The organism is Streptomyces sp. NPDC088732 (assembly GCF_044751205.1).
Taxonomy (GTDB): domain Bacteria; phylum Actinomycetota; class Actinomycetes; order Streptomycetales; family Streptomycetaceae; genus Actinacidiphila.
The window spans coordinates 101,049-119,142 of the sequence record NZ_JBIVLI010000019.1; the positions used below are offsets into that span (position 1 = coordinate 101,049).

Genomic DNA, 18,094 nt, shown 5'->3' on the forward strand with positions numbered 1-18,094 from the left:
CGTTTCTTACTTCGCGGTACGGGCGGTGATGTGCTCGACAGGCGCCCCCGGCTGGACCCCGGGGGCGTCGTCGTGTTCTGTGGCAGGCGCCCCGGACTGGACCTCCGGGACGACGCCGCTTTCCTCAGCGATCAAGCCGAGAAATCTCCAGGCGGATGTGGTGCGCACGAAGCGCCTACGCCCCAGCGTGATCACTTCGAGGGGCAGGCGTCCCTCCGCGGCCAGCTGGTAGCCGGTTGACTCTGCGATCCCGCAGGCCTTGAAGAAGGTCGGCAGGTCCATCAGCGGGGACTCGTGGGCGAGCGCCTCGGAGATGCTCAGACCCTTCGCTCGGACGGTGGTCTTCATGCGGACTCCTGTTGACCGAGGTAGGGCTTGAGGAGCTGTGCAAGTTCCCGCAGCTCAAGCACCACAGCGAGGCGGTAGAGGGAGTCGAGGGAGAGCTGCTTCTCGCCCCGCTCGACCTTCGACAGGTGGCCCGGGTCGATCCCGGACCGCTGGGCTACGCTCCGCAAACTCAACCCGCGGGCAGTGCGAACAGCCCGGATCGGAGGAGGATTGACCGGTAGCGTTGAAATTCTCTGCACAACGTGGATCGTAGGGGGCGCGCGTCCCAGAAGTCAACGCAACCCGAAACTACACCTGCGCCCACTTCACGTCTCGTTGACCCTTGGTCTACGGTGGTCCGTATGGATACGAACCCGCTCTACGTGCGTCCCCCCAGCGAGCCTCCGCCCGCGTCAACCGTGAGCGAACTGGTCTCCTACAACCTCTTCCGGGCGAGGAAGTCCCGAGGCTGGACCCAGCAAGAACTCGGCGCGGCACTCGGGACCTACACAGGCCGCGCATGGTCTAACGCCAGCGTGAGCGCCGCCGAGCGCGCATGGCAGGGCGGCCGGCCGCGAAGGTTCGACGCAGACGAGATTGCCGCGTTCTGCCGGATCTTCGATGTGCCGTTCGCTTACTTCCTGCTGCCGCCAGAGGGCGAACACTTGGTGGTGTTCAAGCCAGAGACGGATCCCGACACTCCACCCCATCTGCTGGGAATCCCGACAGTCGAGTACCTGAAGTCGATTCTAGGAGTGGATCCAACGGCAGATTTTGTCGACCGCGCACAAGAAGCCGTCTCTCGTACCACTTCGCTTGACTTCATTCCGGCTAAATGGGAGGCGGTCTCGACCAAGCCGCTAAGGCCCGCACAAAGCCAGGAGGTGGCGCTTCCCCTCACACCGGCTAAGTCGGGCCAGGGCGAAACGGCGCCCACTCAGCGGGAGATGGAAGAAATCGCGAAGGTCCTCGACGACGCAGGCATCCGAGAGGTGAGCGCTCACGCCTACCACCAGACCCGAGCCGAGTACAGCATGAAAGAACTCTTGGCTCAACTAAGCGAATTGGGCGTCCTCAAGCGCCCCGACCAAGAAGAGGAACTGAGGGAGCTGCGCACCCGAGTCCACAGAGAACTGGAAGAATTGAAGGATCTCCGCGATCAGATGACGGAATGGCGAGAGCTAGAAGAAAGGACAGGGAAGCCACACCGCCCCAGAAAGAGGGGGGCAGGATTTGTCGCGGTAGAACTAAAAAAGGAATCTAATCCCTGAGAGGGAAGTGCTCACGTGAAGGGTTCGACGTACCGCCGGTGCTACTGCCGTGACGAGGACGGCAGACCGTTCGGCAAGGCATGCCCGAAGCTGACCAGTAAGAGGCACGGCACGTGGGCGGTACGCCAGGAGCTGCCCTCGCGCGACGACGGCACCCGCCGCTCCTTCTCCCGCGCCGGCTACACCTCCGCCAAGGACGCGCAGGACGTCCTCGACAAGGTCCGCGCCCTCCTCGACGTCCCCGACAGCGACGACACCGAGAACCAGGTCCGCATCGGCGACCTGCTGGAGACCGTGTCGAAGGACAAGAACGCGGCCCTGCCCGACCTCGCCGAGACCCGGCGCCGCCTCGTCCACGGGCAGAAGCTCACCTCGACGATGACGGTCGGCGACCTGCTCGACGAGTGGCTGGAGGCCAAGCGGAAGTCCCGCGCGGTGACCACGGTCAACAACTACGCCTCACGGGTGGAGTACCACCTGCGGCCGGCGCTCGGGCACCACCGCCTGGACCGGCTGAACGTCGGCCACTGCCAGACCTACTTCGACAGCGTCGACGACAGCAATGAGGCCATCGCCGCGGAGAACGCCGCGCGCCGCGAGCAGGAGGCGCGGGCCACCTGGGGCAAGCGGTCCCGGCCGCCGGCCGCCGAGCGTGAGCGCCTGGCCGTGGAGCGGGCGAAGCTGGACGAGATGCCGCCGTACCGGAAGGTGACGGGTCCGGCGACGAAGCTGGAGCTGCGGAACACGCTGCGGTCGGCCCTGAACTTCGCGATCCGCCGGCAGTACATCACCTTCAACCCGGCCGCGTTCGTGGAGGTCGGCACGGTCCGCCGGGCGAAGGGGCTGCTCTGGACCGCCGAGCGCGTGGCCCGCTGGCAGGTGACCGGGGAGAAGCCCGGGCCGGTGATGGTGTGGTCGCCCGCCCTGCTCGGGCAGTTCCTCGACGAGGCCGAGTCGCACCGCCTGTACTGCCTGTTCCACGTCATCGCTCACCACGGCCTGCGCCGCGGCGAGGCGGTCGGCCTGGACTGGGAGAACATCAACTTCGAGGCGCGGACGATCGGCGTGGCGCGGGAGATCGTGGTCGACGGCTGGACCCCTGTGGAGTCGGCCCCGAAGACCGAGGGCTCAGCGGCGGACGTGAAGGTCGACCGGGGCACCGTGGAGGCGCTCCAGGCCCATCAGGAGCGGCAGGCGGCGGAGCGGGCCAGGCGGCTGGCGGACGGGCTGCCGTGGGCGGACACGGGCAAGGTCTTCGTCCAGGAGGACGGCAGCTGGCTGCACCCGGACTCGGTGTCGGATGTGTTCCGGGAGATCGTCGATGGGGCCGGTCTGCCGCCCATCAACCTGCGTGACCTTCGTCACGGGGCGGCTGCTCTGGTGAAGGCGGGCGGCGGGGATCTGCATGACGCGAAGAAGAAGCTGCGGCACTCCACGATCGTGCTGACGTCCAACACGTACATGGAGCTTTTCGAGGAGTACGAGGACGAGTTGACGGAGAAGGCGGCCGCGGCCGTACCGAGGGCCCGGAAGCCCGCCGTTGACACCGCCGCTCACGCATCGCTCACGCAGAAGCCCGGCGAGTAGATCACCCACCGGGCTTCATGGGCCCTGAGCTGGGCCTGAGTTGAGCCGCCTGTCGGGTTCGAACCGACGACCTTCGCTTTACAAGAGCGGTGCTCTACCAGCTGAGCTAAGGCGGCACGGCGCCCCCGTGCCCGCCGTGGTGACCGGTGGGTGGGGTCAGGGAGAAGTGTACCCAGGCGGCGAGGGGGGAGGGTCGGGGAATTGGGAGGCGGGAGGGTGCTGACAAAGCCGGGCGCGGGGGGTAGCGTCACGGAAAGTCCACATCACGTGGACTAGACCTCATCTCCTTTACTCGGATCGTCCGGCACGTTCCTGCCGGTGAAGGGACCAGTGCACCATGGCCACTGTCACTTTTGACAAGGCGACCCGGATCTACCCCGGGTCCGAGCGCCCCGCTGTCGACGCGCTGCAGATCGACATCGCGGACGGCGAATTCCTCGTCCTCGTCGGCCCCTCGGGCTGCGGCAAGTCGACCTCGCTGCGCATGCTGGCCGGCCTGGAGGACGTCAACGACGGCGCCATCCGGATCGGCGACCGGGACGTCACCCACCTGCCGCCCAAGGACCGGGACATCGCCATGGTGTTCCAGAACTACGCGCTGTACCCGCACATGACCGTCGCGGACAACATGGGCTTCGCCCTGAAGATCGCCGGCGTCAACAAGGCGGACATCCGCAAGCGGGTCGAAGAGGCCGCCAAGATCCTGGACCTCACCGAGTACCTGGGCCGCAAGCCCAAGGCGCTCTCGGGCGGTCAGCGCCAGCGTGTGGCGATGGGCCGCGCGATCGTGCGTGAGCCGCAGGTCTTCCTCATGGACGAGCCGCTGTCCAACCTGGACGCCAAGCTGCGTGTCCAGACCCGTACGCAGATCGCCTCGCTCCAGCGCCGCCTGGGCACCACCACGGTCTACGTCACCCACGACCAGACCGAGGCCATGACCATGGGCGACCGCGTCGCGGTCCTCAAGGACGGTCTGCTCCAGCAGGTCGACACCCCGCGCCACATGTACGACCGGCCGGCCAACCTCTTCGTCGCGGGCTTCATCGGCTCCCCGGCGATGAACCTGGTCGAGGTGCCGATCCACGACGGCGGCGTGAAGTTCGGCAACTCCGTGGTGCCGGTCGAGCGCGACGCGCTGCAGGCCGCGGCCGACAAGGGCGACCGCACGGTCACCGTCGGCGTCCGCCCGGAGCACTTCGACATCGTCGACGGTGACAGCGCGGCGCTCTCGAAGGACGAGCCGGCCGGTCTGGCCGTGACGGTCAACGTCGTCGAGGAGCTGGGCGCGGACGGTTTCGTCTACGGCTCGGCCCAGGTCGGCGACGAGCACAAGGACCTGGTCATCCGCGTCGGCGGTCGCAGCGTGCCCGAGAAGGGCTCCGTCCTCCGCGTCGTGCCGCGCGCCGGCGAGACGCATGTCTTCTCCACCTCCACCGGTGAGCGCCTGAGCGACTGAGGCGACGCGCACGTCCGGCGCACCTGACGCGCCCGACGCGCGAGCGGTACGCACCGTGGCCCGGCCCCCGCGCAAGGGGGGCCGGGCCACGGTCGTTTCCCGCTCGCTCCGGCCCCCGTTCCCACCCGTCGCAGGTGCCCCGGAAGAGCACACCATTTGCGGGCACACACCCGCGTTTCGAGCATGTTCGTCAATGCCCCCGTAGTCGATCAAGAGGCATTCATCACTCGTCAGAGTGGCTAAATGTCGCCAAATCATTACTCCTCGCTACCATCACTGCCGTGAACCAGGTAGCCCGCCGTATCGGCAAGTCACTCGCCCTCGTCCTCCCGGTCGTCCTCGTACTGTCCGGCACCCTCGCGGTCACCCGTGTCCCGTGGGCCACTTCGGCCTCCGAGGCGCAGATCCTCACCGCCTCCCACGACAAGGAGGCCGTCTCGGCCGGCCGGTCGGCCCCGCAGGAGGTGCTGCGCCGCAAGCTCCTGTCGGAACTCCAGGCGAAGAACCCGGGTGTCGCCCTCACCTCGCTGCAGCGCGAGATGGCGGCCCGCCCGTCGCTGGCCCAGTACTGCGGCTCGCTCGCCAAGTCGCTGGGACGTGCCGCGGTGGCCAAGTACGGCTCCGTGCAGCGCGCGCAGTCCTGGTCGCGGCCGGTCTGCGACACCGCCTTCGCCACGGGCGTCGCCTCCGTCGGATGACCCGACGCCCCGGTCCCGTAGGGTGCGTGCATGACCGGCGCGCCCACGACCTCCCAGGTGGTGACCCAGGCCGTCCTCCTCGCCGGAGGACAGGGCTCCCGCCTGCGCCCGTACACCGACACCCGTCCGAAGCCGATGATCGAGATCCCGGGGACCGGGACACCGATCATCGGCCATCAACTCGCCTGGCTGGCCGCCGAGGGCGTCACCGACGCCGTGATCTCGTGCGGCCACCTCGCTGAGGTCCTCGAGGACTGGCTCGCCGGCGCGGCGGCCGATCTGCCGCTGCGCATCACGACCGTGGTCGAGCGCGAGCCCCTCGGGCGCGGTGGCGCCCTGAAGTTCGCCGCCGCCTCCCTCCCCCGGCCCGACGAGGCCTGGTACGCCACGAACGGCGACATCTGGACCCGGTTCTCCCTGCGCGAGATGGCCGACTTCCACGTCGAGCGCGCCGCGGCCGCCACCCTCGCGCTCGCCCGCCCCCGCATCCCGTGGGGCGCCGTGGAGACCGACGAGTTCGGCCACGTCCTGGACTTCGTCGAGTCGCCGCCCTCGCCCTTCCTCATCAACGCGGGCGTCTACGTCTTCTCCCCCGGCTTCACGGCGCTGCTGCCCGACCGCGGGGACCACGAGCGCACGACCTTCCCCCAACTCGCCCGGGAACGGCGGCTGGCGGGCTTCTCGCTGCCCCAGGGCGCCTACTGGCGGGCCATCGACACCGAGAAGGACCTCACCGAGGCCGCCAAGGAGCTCGCCTCCCGGCCCTGAGAGCGCCCCGCACAACGACGAGGCGGCCGGGGAGGAGCACCGCTGCTCCTCCGGCCGCCTCGTGGGCGTTCAGGCCGTTGTGCGGCCTTATGCCACCTTTCCTGCCCCCGCGGGGTGCGCCGGGGCGCCGAGCAGCCAGCCGGAGGTCTCGCCGCTGCCGAGCAGGCCGCCCAGGGCGCCGCCGCTGTCGGAGGAACCGCCGCCGCTGCTGCCGCCACTGCTCGAACCGCCGCCGGTGGAGGTCGGCGGGTTGCTGGGCTGGGTCGGCCGCGGCTGGGTCGACGGAGTGGAGTGCGTCGGGCTGCTGCCCGTGCCGCCGCCCGCCGAGCCCGTGCCGGTCGACCCGGAGGTGGTGCGGCTGGCGGTCGGCGCCGACGACGGGGCGCTCGGCGTGGAGGGCGAACTCGACGGCGAGGGCGATGCCTTGCCGGACCGCGAGGCCGAGGGCGCCGCGGACGGCTTGGCCGAGCCCTCACCGGGCACCTCGGGCAGCGGGGACCCGTTGAGGTCGTTGGTCGGCACGTCGGTCGGGCCGGGCAGCCGGGACTGCGGCGAAGCCGACCGTACGGCGGTGCCCAGCGTGGCACCGACCACCAGCGCGACGCCGACCAGCACCGTGGCGAGCATCGCGCCGCGCCGCAGCACGCGGCGCCGCAGCTCCCACAGCGGGGCACGCGGGCCGAGCCGGCGCCAGGCCTCGGAGGCCAGCCGCCCGTCGGCCGAGTAGACCGGCGCACCCGCGATGACCAGCGGGCTCCAGGCGGCGAGGTAGACGATGTCGGGCGCGTCGTACGCGGGGACGGTCCGCCAGCTCACGGTGACCAGCAGCGCGGCCGACAGCAGGGCGCCGATCGACGCCGCGAACCGCTGCCAGAGCCCGAAGACCGTCAGCACACCGGCGATGACCTGGAGGAAGGCCACCGTCAGCCCGGCGCCGATGGGGTGCGCGAGCGCGAGGTCGCGCAGCGGCTCGGCGGCCGCCCAGGGGTGCAGCGAGTCGAGCCAGGTGACCATCGAGCCGCGCTTGCCGCCGTCGAAGTAGACGGGGTCGCAGAGCTTGCCCATGCCGGCGTAGATGGAGATGAAGCCCAGGAAGATCCGGAGCGGCAGCAGCACGATGCCGAGGTTCATCCGGCGGCCGGGGTAGTAGGCGTGCCGGATCGGCTCGCCCCGGTCGGCCCGGCGCGTGCGGCCGGGGCCCTGGTCGTAGCCCTCGTCGTAGCCCTGGTCGTCGTCCGGTCCGAACTCCGCCCCGTCGTCGATGTCGTAGTGCCCCGGGTACGCGAACTCCCCGGAGTCCTCGGAGTCGTCGCGGTCGTCGAAGGCGCCGCGCGCGGGGCGCAGGCCGCCGAGCATCTCGTCGGGCGCCGGGGGACGGCGGGGCGCGCCGACGAGGGGCTGCGGGTGCTCCTCGATCCGCGGCAGCACCTGGGTCGTGGCGCCGGCGTCGAGGCTGTCGGAGTTGCTCTGCCTCACGGCGGAGAGCAGTTGCGTGGCGGCCGCGTCGCCGGGACGGCTGCGCCCGGACCACACCAGCGGCGCGCCGCGGCGCTGCGCGGCGGCGGAGGGACGTACGGACGTGGGAATGACCGGGACGCGCGCGGTCCTCGCCATCGCACGCGCGGACGACGCGCCGAGCTGCACGCGGAAGCTCGCGTGATTGACGATGACCTGGGCCGGGTCGGACGCGATCCTGTGCATGGTGAGCACGGGCTCGTCGGGTGCCGCGGCCCGTCCCCCCGGAGGAGTGCGGGGTGTTCTGGTGTCCACACTCATCTAACCGAGTGACACCCGATAAGGACACTGTGTGACGGGCCTCTTCTGTCCGAGGCCCGTCAACCAGCGGTTTTGTCCCGCATCGGAACGGTCAGGCCCTGCGGCGCGCCGCCTCGTAGAGCACGATGCCCGCCGCGACACCCGCGTTCAGCGACTCCGCGCCACCGGGCATCGGGATGCGCACCCGCACGTCGCAGGTCTCGCCCACCAGCCGCGACAGCCCCTTGCCCTCGGACCCGGCGACGATGACGACCGGGCCGGAGAGCAGCTCCAGTTCGTGCAGCTCGACCTCCCCGTCGGCGGCGAGGCCCACGACCGTGAGCCCGGCCTTCTGGTACGCCTCCAGGGTGCGGGTCAGATTGGTCGCGCGGGCGACCGAGACCCGGGCGGCGGTGCCGGCCGAGGTCTTCCAGGCGCCTGCGGTCATACCGGCGGCCCGGCGCTCGGGGACGACGACGCCGTGCCCGCCGAAGGCGGCCACGGAACGCACGACCGCGCCGAGGTTGCGCGGGTCGGTGACCCCGTCGAGCGCCACGATCAGCGGGTCCTCGCCCGCGTCGAAGGCCGCGGCCGCCAGGTCCTCGGGGTGCGCGTACTCGTACGGCGGGATCTGCAGCACCAGGCCCTGGTGGTTCAGGCCGTTGGTGATGCGGTCCAGCTCCGGGCGCGGCGCCTCCATCAGCGGGACGCCGCGCTCGGTGGCGAGCTTGACGGCCTCGCGCACCCGCTCGTCATTGTCGATGAACTGCTGGACGTAGACCGCGGTGGCCGGGATGTCGGCGCGCAGCGCCTCGACCACCGGGTTGCGCCCCGCGACCAGTTCGGAGGTGGACTTCGCGCCGCGTCCCGAGGGACGGCGCGACTGCGCGGAGGCGGCTCGCTTCACCTTCGCGTTGGCGGCACGCTGTTTGGCGTGCCCCTTGCGCGCCTCGGCGGGCGGAGTGGGGCCCTTGCCCTCCAGGCCCCTGCGCCGCTGCCCGCCGCTGCCGACCGTCGCGCCCTTCTTGTTGGCGGTACGGCGGTTCCTGCGCTGGCTGTTGCCGGCCATGGGTCACCTGTTTCCTGCTCCACAGCCGTGTACGGCTGCTCCTGCGTGAACGTACGTATCAATGATGGCCCGGGGACCGGGCGCGGCGCCTACCGCGAGCCGAGCGACCAGCGCGGGCCGGAGGGCGTGTCCTCGATCTCCAGACCGGACTGCTGGAGCTGGTCGCGGATGGCGTCGGCGGTCGCGTAGTCCTTGCGGTCCCGCGCCCCCTGCCGCTGCTCCAGCACCAGGCGGACCAGGGAGTCCACGACCCCGTGCAGGTCCTCGCTGCGCTCGCCGCCGGACCAGTGCTCGTCGAGCGGGTCCAGACCGAGAACGCCCAGCATCGCACGGACCTCGGCGAGGCGGGCGACCGCGGTCTCCTTGTCGTCCGCGGTCAGCGCAGAGTTGCCCTGGCGGACGGTGGTGTGGACGATCGCGAGCGCCTGGGGCACGCCCAGGTCGTCGTCCATCGCCTCGGCGAAGGCCGGCGGCACCTCGGCGGCGGGCTCCACGGGGCCCGCCATCTCGACCACGCGCTGCACGAAGCCCTCGATCCGCGCGAACGCCGACTCGGCCTCGCGCAGCGACTCCTCGCTGTACTCGATCATCGAGCGGTAGTGCGGGGTGCCGAGGTAGTAGCGCAGCACGATGGGCCGCCAGCGCTTGGCCATCTCGCTGACGAGCACCGAGTTGCCGAGCGACTTGCTCATCTTCTCGCCGCTCATGGTGACCCAGGCGTTGTGCACCCAGTAGGCCGCGAAGTCGTCGCCGTACGCCTTGGACTGGGCGATCTCGTTCTCGTGGTGCGGGAAGATCAGGTCGATGCCGCCGCCGTGGATGTCGAATGCGGGCCCGAGGTACTTGTGGGCCATCGCGGAGCACTCCAGGTGCCAGCCGGGACGGCCGCGGCCCCACGGGGTCTCCCAGGACGGCTCGCCGGGCTTGACGGCCTTCCACATCGCGAAGTCGCGCGGGTCCCGCTTGCCGGTCTCGCCCTCGCCCTCGGGCTGGCGCAGGTTGTCCAGTTCCTGGTTGGACAGCCCGAGGTAGCCGGGGAAGGAGCGCACGTCGAAGTAGACGTTGCCCTCGGCCGCGTAGGCGTGGCCGCGCTCGATGAGGCCGCGCATCATCTCGATCATCTCGGGGACGTGCCCGGTGGCGCGCGGCTCGTACGTGGGCGGCAGGCAGCCGAGCGCGTCGTAACCGGCGTTGAACGCCCGCTCGTTGTCGTAACCGATCGCCCACCAGGGGCGGTTCTCCACGGCCGACTTGGCGATGATCTTGTCGTCGATGTCCGTGACGTTGCGGACGAACGTCACGTCGTAGCCGCGGTGGGCGAACCACCGCCGCATGATGTCGAAGTTGAGCCCCGACCGGATGTGGCCGATGTGCGGGGCGGCCTGCACGGTCGCGCCGCACAGGTAGATCGAGACGCAGCCCGGCGTGAGCGGGGTGAAGTCACGGACCTGGCGCGCGTTGGTGTCGTACAGGCGAATAGTCACGCATCAAGGGTAGTGGCCCGGCGCCCCTCGGGTGGACGGCCCGGCACCGGCTTCACGGGGTTGTGACACCGGGCGTCACCCGTACGTGTGCCGCGCCGCGCTAGACCCGGTAGACCAGCGCGGTGGCGACGGCGGCCAGTCCCTCGCCGCGGCCGGTGAAGCCGAGGCCGTCGGTGGTGGCCCCCGACACCGACACCGGCGCGCCGACCGCGCGGGACAGGATCGCCTCGGCCTCGGCGCGGCGCTTGCCGACCTTGGGCCGCGGGCCGATCACCTGGACGGCGACATTGCCGATGCCGAAGCCGGCCTCGCGCACGATCCGGGCCGCCTCCGTGAGCAAGGTCACACCCGAGGCGCCCGACCACTGCGGGCGCCCGGTGCCGAAGTGCGCACCGAGGTCGCCGAGGCCGGCGGCGGAGAACAGCGCGTTGCACGCGGCGTGCGCGACGACGTCGGCGTCGGAGTGGCCCGCCAGCCCGTCGCCCTCGCCCTCCCACAGCAGTCCGGCGACCCACAGTTCGCGGCCCGCCTCGAAGGCGTGGATGTCGGTGCCGATGCCGACCTGGGGGATCAGGCCGGGAACCCGGTCAGTACTCATCGGAGGCCCTCCGCCGCGCCAGGACGGCCTCGGCCAGCACCAGGTCCAGCGGGCGCGTCACCTTGAACGCCTCTTCGTGCCCGGGGACGACCTGCACCGGGACGCCCAGCCGCTCGACCATGGAGGCGTCGTCCGTGACCTCGCCGGTGACCGTGGCGTGCGCCTTGGCCAGCGTGAGGCGGTCGAAGCCCTGCGGGGTCTGCACGGCACGCAGCAGCGCCCGCTCGGGGGTGCCGACGACGGCGCCGGTGGCGGGGTCGATCTGCTTGACCGTGTCGGCGAGCGGCAGCCCCGGCACCACGGCCGCGGCGCCCTCGCGGACGGCGGCGGCCACGGCCTCGACCATGTCGACCGGCACGAGCGGACGGGCCGCGTCGTGCACCAGCACGACCTCGACCTCGTCCGGGAGGGCGGCCAGCCCCAGCCGTACGGATTCCTGCCGGGTGTCGCCGCCGGCGACGATCCTTATGTCCGTGGCCTCGGGCAGCCCGTGGCTGTCCAGCAGCGCCCTGACCTCGGCGACGCCGTCCGGGGGCGCCACGACGACGACCAGCGACACCGCGCGGGCCCGGGTCATGGCACGCACGGCGTGCACGAGGATGGGGACGCCGCCCAGGGTGCGCAACGCCTTGGGCGCACCGGGGCCGAGCCGGACTCCGCGTCCGGCGGCGGGAATGACTGCGGCGGTAGTCAGGTTTGTGTCCTTGGCCGAAATGGGTATCGCCTCAACGTGCCGGGCACGAAGCCCCTGTCGGACCCTTCCGTGACACCGACAGGGCCAACTGCCCGGGCCCGGCACTCAGTATGCAGGGGGAGTCGACGCACGAGCGAACGCTGAGGAACGCACAACGTGCCGCGCGGTGTCCGTATCGGGCCCGCGCACGGCACGGGGGGACCATCCCGCACCCCGTTTTACGGGTCATCCGGCCATGCGGTCGTGCCGTCCCACCGGACGGCCGGCCCTCGGGGACGGGACCTCGAAGGGCCTCCGGGTACGCCACAGCGCCCGGCGTACGGGACGCGCCGGGCACCGCGGTCGTCCACGTCAGGACGCGAGAACCTCGTCGAGCAGGGTCTCGGCCTTGTCCTCGTTGGTGTTCTCCGCGAGCGCGAGCTCACTCACCAGGATCTGACGGGCCTTGGCGAGCATGCGCTTCTCACCGGCCGACAGTCCCCGCTCCCGCTCGCGCCGCCACAGGTCGCGCACGACTTCCGCGACCTTGATGACGTCGCCGGAGGCGAGCTTCTCCAGATTTGCCTTGTAGCGGCGGGACCAGTTGGTCGGCTCTTCGGTGTACGGTGCCCGCAGCACCTCGAAGACCCGGTCCAGCCCTTCCTGACCGACCACGTCGCGCACGCCGACGAACTCCGCATTGTCCGCGGGCACGCGTACCGTCAAGTCGCCCTGGGCGACCTTGAGCACCAAGTAGGTCTTGTCCACGCCTTTGATCTGGCGAGTTTCGATGGCCTCGATCAGCGCGGCCCCGTGATGGGGATAGACCACGGTGTCGCCAACCTTGAACGTCATGTGACAGGTACCCCTTCCGTGGCTATCCAGGGTAACACGGAAACGGCCGGTTCTGAATGGCGTTTTCGCAGGTCAGGGCATATCTCGGGGCTTGACAAGGGCGCCCGGGACGTGCTGCGGAAGGCGGGCGGAGGGCGGTATTCGCAGGTCGGAGCGGGTATCAGGGGAGGCTGAAACACGCCTGTCACACCACCCACAGGCCCCGATCATGGGACCTAACATCCTGGTTTGTCCCTCCCTTGCGGGGGGTCCGGCGCTACTCCGTTCGGCCGCCACGGAGTGCGGTGATCCATTTTTGCGCCGCGCCGGATTTCGATCGGGGGATCAACGGTAAATCGATCATGCCGGGACGGCGGGAATCGTTCGGCGTAATGCCGGAATGGATTCCGCGGGAGTGCGGCGGGGGAGGCCGGCGGGGCACTCGCGGGCCTCCCGGGGCACCCGGGAGGGTGAGGCCGCCCCGCGGAAGGGTGGCCGGGTGCGGGCGCGGGAGGCGGGCTCGGTAACCTGAGCGCGCACTTGGTAAGTCGTCAGTCCCGTACGTCCGTACACGTGTACCGCCGTACCCTGCCCTAGGAGATGCCGCCGCCGTGAGCCTCCCCCAACCTCCGGCCGGGGGCGCCCCCTGGCTTCGACGTGGCGCCCTCGCCGGCGTCCTCGCGCTGTCGCTGGTCCCGCTCACCGCCTGCGCCGCCGGCAACCACGCCGACACGCTGCAGGTCCGGCCCGACCACGCGGCCACCAGCGTGGGCGACATCAAGATCCAGAACGCCGTCGTGCTGACCCAGGCCACCGGGTCCACCGGCTCGTCCGCGATCTCCGCCAAGGTGTTCAACACCGGGACCGACGAGCAGACCCTCGAGTCCGTGACCGTCGGCGACCAGCAGGCCGAACTGTCCGGCCCGATCACGGTCCCCGGCCACGGCTCCGTCCTGATCGGCGGCGACGGCAACCCGTCCGCCACCATCGCGGGCGGCACGGAGAGCAAGAACAACGGCGACTTCCAGAAGGTCGTCTTCGACTTCAGCAAGACCGGCGAGGTCAGCCTGCAGACCCTCGCGCTGCCGGCGACGGGCTACTACGCCTCGTTCGGCCCCTCCGAGGCCGCCGCGAGCCCCACCGGGACCGCCGGCGCCACCGGGAAGCCCTCCGGCAGCCCGTCCTCCGGCGTCAGCGAGTCCCCCACGGGGACCTCGACTCCGTGACCCCCTGACAGCGCGAAGGGGCCCCGGGAGCGTGTGCTCCCGGGGCCCCTTCCGCATGCGGTGCGGACGTCCGCGCAGCGCGGCGTCCCCGCGGTTTACGGCTCGAACTTGTAGCCGAGGCCGCGCACCGTCACCAGGTAGCGCGGGGCGCCCGGGTCCGGCTCGATCTTCGCGCGCAGGCGCTTGACGTGGACGTCCAGGGTCTTGGTGTCACCGACGTAGTCGGCGCCCCAGACCCGGTCGATCAGCTGCATGCGCGTCAGCACGCGGCCCGCGTTGCGCAGCAGCATCTCCAGGAGGTCGAACTCCTTGAGCGGCAGGTCGACCTTGCCGCCGCCGACGGTGACGACGTGGCGGTCGACGTCCATGCGGACCGGGCCGGCCTCCAGCGCGGAGGGGGAGATCTCCTCCGGCTCGCCGCGGCGGCGCAGGACGGCGCGGATGCGCGCCACCAGCTCGCGGGACGAGAAGGGCTTGGTGACGTAGTCGTCGGCTCCTATCTCGAGGCCGACAACCTTGTCGATCTCACTGTCCTTGGCGGTCACCATGATCACCGGGACATTGGACTTCAGCCGCAGCTGGCGGCAGACCTCGGTGCCGGGCAGACCCGGCAGCATCAGGTCGAGCAGGACCAGGTCGGCGCCGTTGCGCTCGAACTCGTCCAGCGCGTCGGGGCCGGTCGCCGAGATGGCGACCTCGAAGCCCTCCTTGCGGAGCATGTACGACAGGGCATCACTGAAGGACTCTTCGTCCTCGACGACGAGTACTCGGGTCACGGGAGGACCTCCGGAGCGGGGATGTGATCAGGGAACGTCTCGTAGAGAGCGGAGGAGGTTGCGGAGTCCTCCGACGGCACGGCGGCGGAGCGGTCCCGGGACTCCCGGGATGTCGCGGCCTCCGGCAGCCGTAGGGTGAAGGTGGAGCCCTGGCCTTCAGCGCTCCACACCGTGACCTCCCCGCCGTGCGAGGCGGCCACGTGCTTGACAATGGACAGACCGAGCCCGGTGCCGCCGGTCGCGCGCGAACGCGCCGGGTCCACCCGGTAGAACCGCTCGAAGACGCGGTCCCGGTCCTTTTCTGAGAGGCCGATTCCCTGGTCGGTCACGGAGATCTCGATCAGGTCCCCGCCGGAGGCGGGGATCCGGCGGCCCGCGATGCCCACGCGGGTGCGGGCCGGGCTGTAGTTGACCGCGTTCTCGACGAGGTTGCCGAGCGCGGCCGCCAGCTGGCTGCGGTTGCCCCAGATGAACAGGTCGGGGGCGCCACCGGTGGCCATGGTGATCTGCTTGGCGTTGGCGGGGTGCCGGCAGCGGTCCACCGCCTCGGCCACGAGGTCGTCGACGGCCACGGACTCCGCGTCGTCGAGGGGGTTGTCGTCCTGCACCCGGGAGAGGTCGATGATCTCCTGGACCAGGCTGGTCAGCCGGGCGGCCTCGATCTGCATCCGGCCCGCGAAGCGCTGCACCGCCTCCGGCTCGTCGCTGGCGTCCATCACCGCTTCGGAGAGCAGCGACAGCGCGCCGACCGGCGTCTTCAGCTCATGGCTGACGTTCGCGACGAAGTCGCGGCGCACCGCCTCGATCCGCCGGGCCTCGGTGAGGTCCTCGACGAGCAGCAGCACCAGGCGCGAGCCCAGCGGTGCCACCCGCGCGGACACCGCGAGGCCTTCCCCCCGTCCGGCACCGCGGCGTGGCAGGTCCAGTTCCACCTGCCGTATTTCGCCGTCCCGCCGGGTCTCACGGGCCATCTGCAGCATCTGGTCGACGGCGAGCCTGCCGCCCCGGACCAGCCCCAGCGCATACGCCGCCGAGCTGGCCTTGACCACCGTGTCGCCCTCGTCGAGGACGACGGCCGACGAGCGCAGCACGGACAGCACCGTGTCCACGCCCGGCGGAAGTACGGCTGCGGCGTCCTGCCGCAGGGATGTGCGCGTGGGGCGGGCCTGTTCCCGCTCGCTCCAGCGGAACGCGAGCACAGCGATCACACCGGTGCAAAGACCGGCGATCGCACTGGCTGCGGCAACTGCCGCGTTCACGTCCATACACCCAGGTTAGGCGGACGGAATGAGTGACCTACAGCGGTCGGAGCTTCTTCTCGAACGTGCGTTGCCAAGAGTTCACCGTGGTGTCAGGGTCGATTCATTCCCGGGGCTCGGGTGATACGCGTCCGGGGGCGAGCGTTGCTCCGTGCCGGCGTGGAGGACAATCCTCTGTGTTTGATCGGGAACGGAAGGAACGCGATGCGCGACGCATACCACGAGGAACTCGACTCGATCGGTGACGGCCTGGTCGAGATGGCACGGCTGGCCGGCTCGGCGATCGGCCGTGCGACCACGGCGTTGCTCGACGCCGACCTCAAGCTGGCGGAGAGCGTGATCGCCGCCGACGAGAAGATCGACGACCTGCAGCGCGAGCTGGAGAACCGCGCGATCACGCTGCTCGCCCGCCAGCAGCCGGTCGCCACCGACCTGCGGATCGTCGTCACGTCGCTGCGCATGAGCGCCGACCTGGAGCGCTCCGGCGACCTGGCGCGGCATGTGGCGAAACTCGCACGCCTGCGCTTCCCGGAGAGCGCGGTCCCCAGCGACCTGCACAGCACCATCCTGGAGATGGGCCAGCTGGCACAGCGCCTGATGGCCAAGGCCGCCGAGGTCATCGTCACCAAGGACGTCGACGAGGCGCTCCAGCTGGAGCAGGACGACGACCGCATGGACGAGCTGCACCGCACCCTCTTCCAGCACCTGCTGGACGACCGCTGGTCGCACGGCATAGAGACCGCGGTCGACGTGACCCTGGTCGGCCGCTACTACGAGCGCTTCGCGGACCACGCGGTCTCGGTGGCCAAGCGCGTGGTCTACCTCGTCACGGGCGAGCACCCCGACGAGCTGACCCCGCCGCCCATCCCGATGCCGGCGGACTAGCGGACCGGCAGGCCCGGGCCCGCACCGCGGTCGGGGCATGTGCCGGAAGCGCCGAAACGCTTCCGCGCGCCGTTGATGCGCCTGTGGGGGACGCCCTTCACTGGTGGGAGGCATGCACGTCGCCGTTCACCGGACCAGGAGGGTACCGATGCCCGAATCCCCCACAACGTCCACCGCCCGCGACCAGTCGTCCGCGGAGGGAACCCCGCACTCCCCCGGTGTCCGCGAGCTGCCGCTTCTCGGAGCGTGCGGCTGCGGCGCGGGCTGCGGGTGCGGCTGCCAGTCCGGAGCGCCCTGCCGCTGCGGCGGGTGCAGCTGCTGACCCCACCCGCGGGCACTCCCCGTGGCCGAGGGCCCGTCCGGTCGTCCCGGACGGGCCCTCGTCGCGTCCGCGCTCACTCCCCGGCGTACGCCCGCCGCAGCGCCGCGAGGTCCATCTTCTTCATGGACAGCATCGCCTCGGTGGCCCTGCGGGCCTTCTCCGGGTCCGGGTCGGCGATCATGCCCAGCAGCTCCTGCGGGAAGACCTGCCAGGAGACCCCGAACCGGTCCTTCAGCCACCCGCAGGGGCCCTCCTCGCCGCCCACGGTGAGGGTGTCCCAGTAGTAGTCCACCTCCGCCTGGTCGGCGCAGCGGATCTGGAACGAGATCGCCTCGTCGAAGGTGAACTGCGGGCCGCCGTTGAGCGCGACGAACTTCTGGCCGTTGGCCGTGAACTCCACCGCCAGCACCGAGCCCGCGGGACCGGGCCCCGCCTCGTTGTAGCGGCCGATCGTGCCGATCGCGGAATTCCTGAAGACCGAGACGTAGTAGTTCGCCGCCTCCTCGGCCTGCCCGTCGAACCACAGGCACGTGGTGAAACCCTCGGTGGTCATCGGTACCTCCCTGGCGCGGAGCGCGCGTGAGCACTGTCACACCTACCGACCGACCGCACCGCGCGAACTCATCGGTCGCGCGCCCGCCGCATGCGGGTCAGGGCAGCCGCAGCGTCACGAACGGGATCGTGTCCCCCGGCAGCACGTATCGCTCGACCTCCACGAAACCGTGCCGCTCCGCGAAGCGCAGCCCGGCCTCGTTCGAGGCCAGCACCACCGTCTCCACCACCCCGGCGCCCATCCCCCGCGCCGTGCCCAGACCCCGTGCGTACAGCTGTGCGCCGAAGCCGCGCCCGCGGTGCGCGGGCAGCACCCGCGCGATCACCGTGGCCGCGGCCTCGTCCCCCTCCGGGGGCCGCACCGTCGTGCACCCCACGGCGTCGTCCCCGAGGTACGCCACCTCCAGGTGGTTGCGCCCGGCCCGCTCCCGCACGTCGTCCAGGGACAGCACGGCGGTCGGGATGATCTCGTTGTGCACGCGCTGCCAGTCCCTGAGCGCGTCGTCGCCGTGCGGCTGCTCGATCCGAAGCTGAGGCATCCGGGCAGCGAACCG

General features: G+C 70.8%; 19 protein-coding genes and 1 tRNA gene. 7 read left to right on the forward strand and 13 right to left on the reverse strand.

The features are described 5' to 3' along the window. Positions 1-6: 6 nt before the first annotated feature. Positions 7-348 (reverse strand): DNA-binding protein, encoded by a 342-nt coding sequence (locus ACIP9H_RS29500; RefSeq protein WP_401961738.1) that lies wholly within the window; start codon positions 346-348, stop codon positions 7-9. Continuing rightward, on the reverse strand, positions 345-587 hold the full coding sequence (locus ACIP9H_RS29505; RefSeq protein WP_401961741.1) for a helix-turn-helix domain-containing protein: 243 nt from the start codon (positions 585-587) through the stop codon (positions 345-347). The genes ACIP9H_RS29500 and ACIP9H_RS29505 overlap by 4 nt, the downstream gene beginning before the upstream one ends. 102 nt (positions 588-689) lie before the next feature. Here ACIP9H_RS29505 and ACIP9H_RS29510 point away from each other — a divergent pair, with 102 nt between their 5' ends. Together ACIP9H_RS29510 and xerC are read left to right on the forward strand one after the other, a co-directional pair. Continuing rightward, the gene (locus tag ACIP9H_RS29510; RefSeq protein ID WP_401961743.1) at positions 690-1,598 is read left to right on the forward strand and encodes a helix-turn-helix domain-containing protein; all 909 of its coding nucleotides are present in this window, start codon (positions 690-692) and stop codon (positions 1,596-1,598) included. Positions 1,599-1,613: 15 nt separating this feature from the next. Further along, entirely contained in the window at positions 1,614-3,185 is a 1,572-nt protein-coding gene (gene xerC, locus ACIP9H_RS29515) for a tyrosine recombinase XerC (RefSeq protein WP_401961745.1), read from the forward strand. Positions 3,186-3,228: 43 nt separating this feature from the next. Here the strand turns inward: xerC and ACIP9H_RS29520 are convergent. Continuing rightward, positions 3,229-3,301 (reverse strand) — tRNA-Thr (locus ACIP9H_RS29520). 221 nt (positions 3,302-3,522) lie between these two features. Here ACIP9H_RS29520 and ACIP9H_RS29525 point away from each other — a divergent pair. The 3 genes from ACIP9H_RS29525 to ACIP9H_RS29535 all read left to right on the forward strand — a co-directional run bounded on the left by ACIP9H_RS29525 (position 3,523) and on the right by ACIP9H_RS29535 (position 6,107). Next, a complete protein-coding gene (locus tag ACIP9H_RS29525; RefSeq protein ID WP_401595833.1) occupies positions 3,523-4,641 on the forward strand; it encodes an ABC transporter ATP-binding protein in 1,119 nt (372 codons plus the stop codon). Between the two features lie 281 nt (positions 4,642-4,922). After that, positions 4,923-5,339, forward strand: coding sequence for a hypothetical protein (locus ACIP9H_RS29530; RefSeq protein ID WP_360910140.1), 417 nt, complete (start codon positions 4,923-4,925; stop codon positions 5,337-5,339). Between the two features lie 30 nt (positions 5,340-5,369). After that, positions 5,370-6,107 carry an NDP-sugar synthase gene (locus tag ACIP9H_RS29535; protein WP_401595836.1) on the forward strand — a complete coding sequence of 246 codons (738 nt, stop codon included), beginning with the start codon at positions 5,370-5,372 and terminating at the stop codon, positions 6,105-6,107. A gap of 87 nt (positions 6,108-6,194) precedes the next feature. On the opposite strand, the gene ACIP9H_RS29540 is transcribed toward ACIP9H_RS29535, so the two are convergent. The 6 genes from ACIP9H_RS29540 to ACIP9H_RS29565 form a co-directional block, all read right to left on the reverse strand. Further along, positions 6,195-7,883, reverse strand: coding sequence for a DoxX family protein (locus ACIP9H_RS29540; protein ID WP_401595839.1), 1,689 nt, complete (start codon positions 7,881-7,883; stop codon positions 6,195-6,197). Positions 7,884-7,974: 91 nt separating this feature from the next. After that, entirely contained in the window at positions 7,975-8,931 is a 957-nt protein-coding gene (gene rlmB, locus ACIP9H_RS29545; protein ID WP_401595842.1) for a 23S rRNA (guanosine(2251)-2'-O)-methyltransferase RlmB, read from the reverse strand. An 89-nt stretch (positions 8,932-9,020) separates the two neighbouring features. Continuing rightward, complete coding sequence (gene cysS / locus ACIP9H_RS29550; RefSeq protein ID WP_401595844.1) at positions 9,021-10,415, reverse strand: cysteine--tRNA ligase; 1,395 nt, start codon at positions 10,413-10,415, stop codon at positions 9,021-9,023. Positions 10,416-10,515: 100 nt separating this feature from the next. Then, on the reverse strand, positions 10,516-11,013 hold the full coding sequence (ispF, locus tag ACIP9H_RS29555) for a 2-C-methyl-D-erythritol 2,4-cyclodiphosphate synthase (RefSeq protein ID WP_401595847.1): 498 nt from the start codon (positions 11,011-11,013) through the stop codon (positions 10,516-10,518). After that, positions 11,003-11,728 carry a 2-C-methyl-D-erythritol 4-phosphate cytidylyltransferase gene (ispD, locus tag ACIP9H_RS29560; protein WP_401961835.1) on the reverse strand — a complete coding sequence of 242 codons (726 nt, stop codon included), beginning with the start codon at positions 11,726-11,728 and terminating at the stop codon, positions 11,003-11,005. Before ispD ends, ispF begins: the two co-directional genes overlap by 11 nt. 330 nt (positions 11,729-12,058) lie before the next feature. Further along, positions 12,059-12,541 carry a CarD family transcriptional regulator gene (locus ACIP9H_RS29565; protein ID WP_018559600.1) on the reverse strand — a complete coding sequence of 161 codons (483 nt, stop codon included), beginning with the start codon at positions 12,539-12,541 and terminating at the stop codon, positions 12,059-12,061. 590 nt (positions 12,542-13,131) lie between these two features. On the opposite strand from ACIP9H_RS29565, the gene ACIP9H_RS29570 reads away from it, so the two are divergent. Then, positions 13,132-13,746: a DUF461 domain-containing protein gene (locus ACIP9H_RS29570; RefSeq protein ID WP_401595850.1), complete on the forward strand. Its 615-nt coding sequence runs from the start codon at positions 13,132-13,134 to the stop codon at positions 13,744-13,746. Between the two features lie 95 nt (positions 13,747-13,841). Here the strand turns inward: ACIP9H_RS29570 and ACIP9H_RS29575 are convergent, their stop codons facing one another. Beyond that, positions 13,842-14,522 (reverse strand): response regulator transcription factor, encoded by a 681-nt coding sequence (locus ACIP9H_RS29575; protein WP_319663536.1) that lies wholly within the window; start codon positions 14,520-14,522, stop codon positions 13,842-13,844. Beyond that, positions 14,519-15,787, reverse strand: a complete 1,269-nt coding sequence (locus ACIP9H_RS29580) for a sensor histidine kinase (RefSeq protein ID WP_401961749.1) — start codon at positions 15,785-15,787, stop codon at positions 14,519-14,521. The genes ACIP9H_RS29575 and ACIP9H_RS29580 overlap by 4 nt, the downstream gene beginning before the upstream one ends. Positions 15,788-15,985: 198 nt before the next feature. Between ACIP9H_RS29580 and phoU the strand changes: the two genes are divergently transcribed. Continuing rightward, a complete protein-coding gene (phoU, locus tag ACIP9H_RS29585; protein ID WP_360910124.1) occupies positions 15,986-16,666 on the forward strand; it encodes a phosphate signaling complex protein PhoU in 681 nt (226 codons plus the stop codon). 395 nt (positions 16,667-17,061) lie between these two features. On the opposite strand, the gene ACIP9H_RS29590 is transcribed toward phoU, so the two are convergent. Further along, positions 17,062-17,541, reverse strand: a complete 480-nt coding sequence (locus ACIP9H_RS29590; protein ID WP_401595856.1) for a VOC family protein — start codon at positions 17,539-17,541, stop codon at positions 17,062-17,064. A 97-nt stretch (positions 17,542-17,638) separates the two neighbouring features. Further along, positions 17,639-18,079: a GNAT family N-acetyltransferase gene (locus ACIP9H_RS29595; protein WP_401595859.1), complete on the reverse strand. Its 441-nt coding sequence runs from the start codon at positions 18,077-18,079 to the stop codon at positions 17,639-17,641. Positions 18,080-18,094 lie beyond the last annotated feature (15 nt).

Bases quoted from the DNA above. Each gene is read 5' to 3' on its own strand.
- ACIP9H_RS29500 (WP_401961738.1), bottom strand. From the start codon at position 348: ATGAAGACCACCGTCCGAGCGAAGGGTCTGAGCATCTCCGAGGCGCTC.
- ACIP9H_RS29510 (WP_401961743.1), top strand. From the start codon at position 690: ATGGATACGAACCCGCTCTACGTGCGTCCCCCCAGCGAGCCTCCGCCC.
- ACIP9H_RS29525 (WP_401595833.1), top strand. From the start codon at position 3,523: ATGGCCACTGTCACTTTTGACAAGGCGACCCGGATCTACCCCGGGTCC.
- ACIP9H_RS29535 (WP_401595836.1), top strand. From the start codon at position 5,370: ATGACCGGCGCGCCCACGACCTCCCAGGTGGTGACCCAGGCCGTCCTC.
- ACIP9H_RS29540 (WP_401595839.1), bottom strand. From the start codon at position 7,883: ATGAGTGTGGACACCAGAACACCCCGCACTCCTCCGGGGGGACGGGCC.
- rlmB (WP_401595842.1), bottom strand. From the start codon at position 8,931: ATGGCCGGCAACAGCCAGCGCAGGAACCGCCGTACCGCCAACAAGAAG.
- ispF (WP_401595847.1), bottom strand. From the start codon at position 11,013: ATGAGTACTGACCGGGTTCCCGGCCTGATCCCCCAGGTCGGCATCGGC.
- ACIP9H_RS29565 (WP_018559600.1), bottom strand. From the start codon at position 12,541: ATGACGTTCAAGGTTGGCGACACCGTGGTCTATCCCCATCACGGGGCC.
- ACIP9H_RS29580 (WP_401961749.1), bottom strand. From the start codon at position 15,787: ATGGACGTGAACGCGGCAGTTGCCGCAGCCAGTGCGATCGCCGGTCTT.
- phoU (WP_360910124.1), top strand. From the start codon at position 15,986: ATGCGCGACGCATACCACGAGGAACTCGACTCGATCGGTGACGGCCTG.
- ACIP9H_RS29590 (WP_401595856.1), bottom strand. From the start codon at position 17,541: ATGACCACCGAGGGTTTCACCACGTGCCTGTGGTTCGACGGGCAGGCC.
- ACIP9H_RS29595 (WP_401595859.1), bottom strand. From the start codon at position 18,079: ATGCCTCAGCTTCGGATCGAGCAGCCGCACGGCGACGACGCGCTCAGG.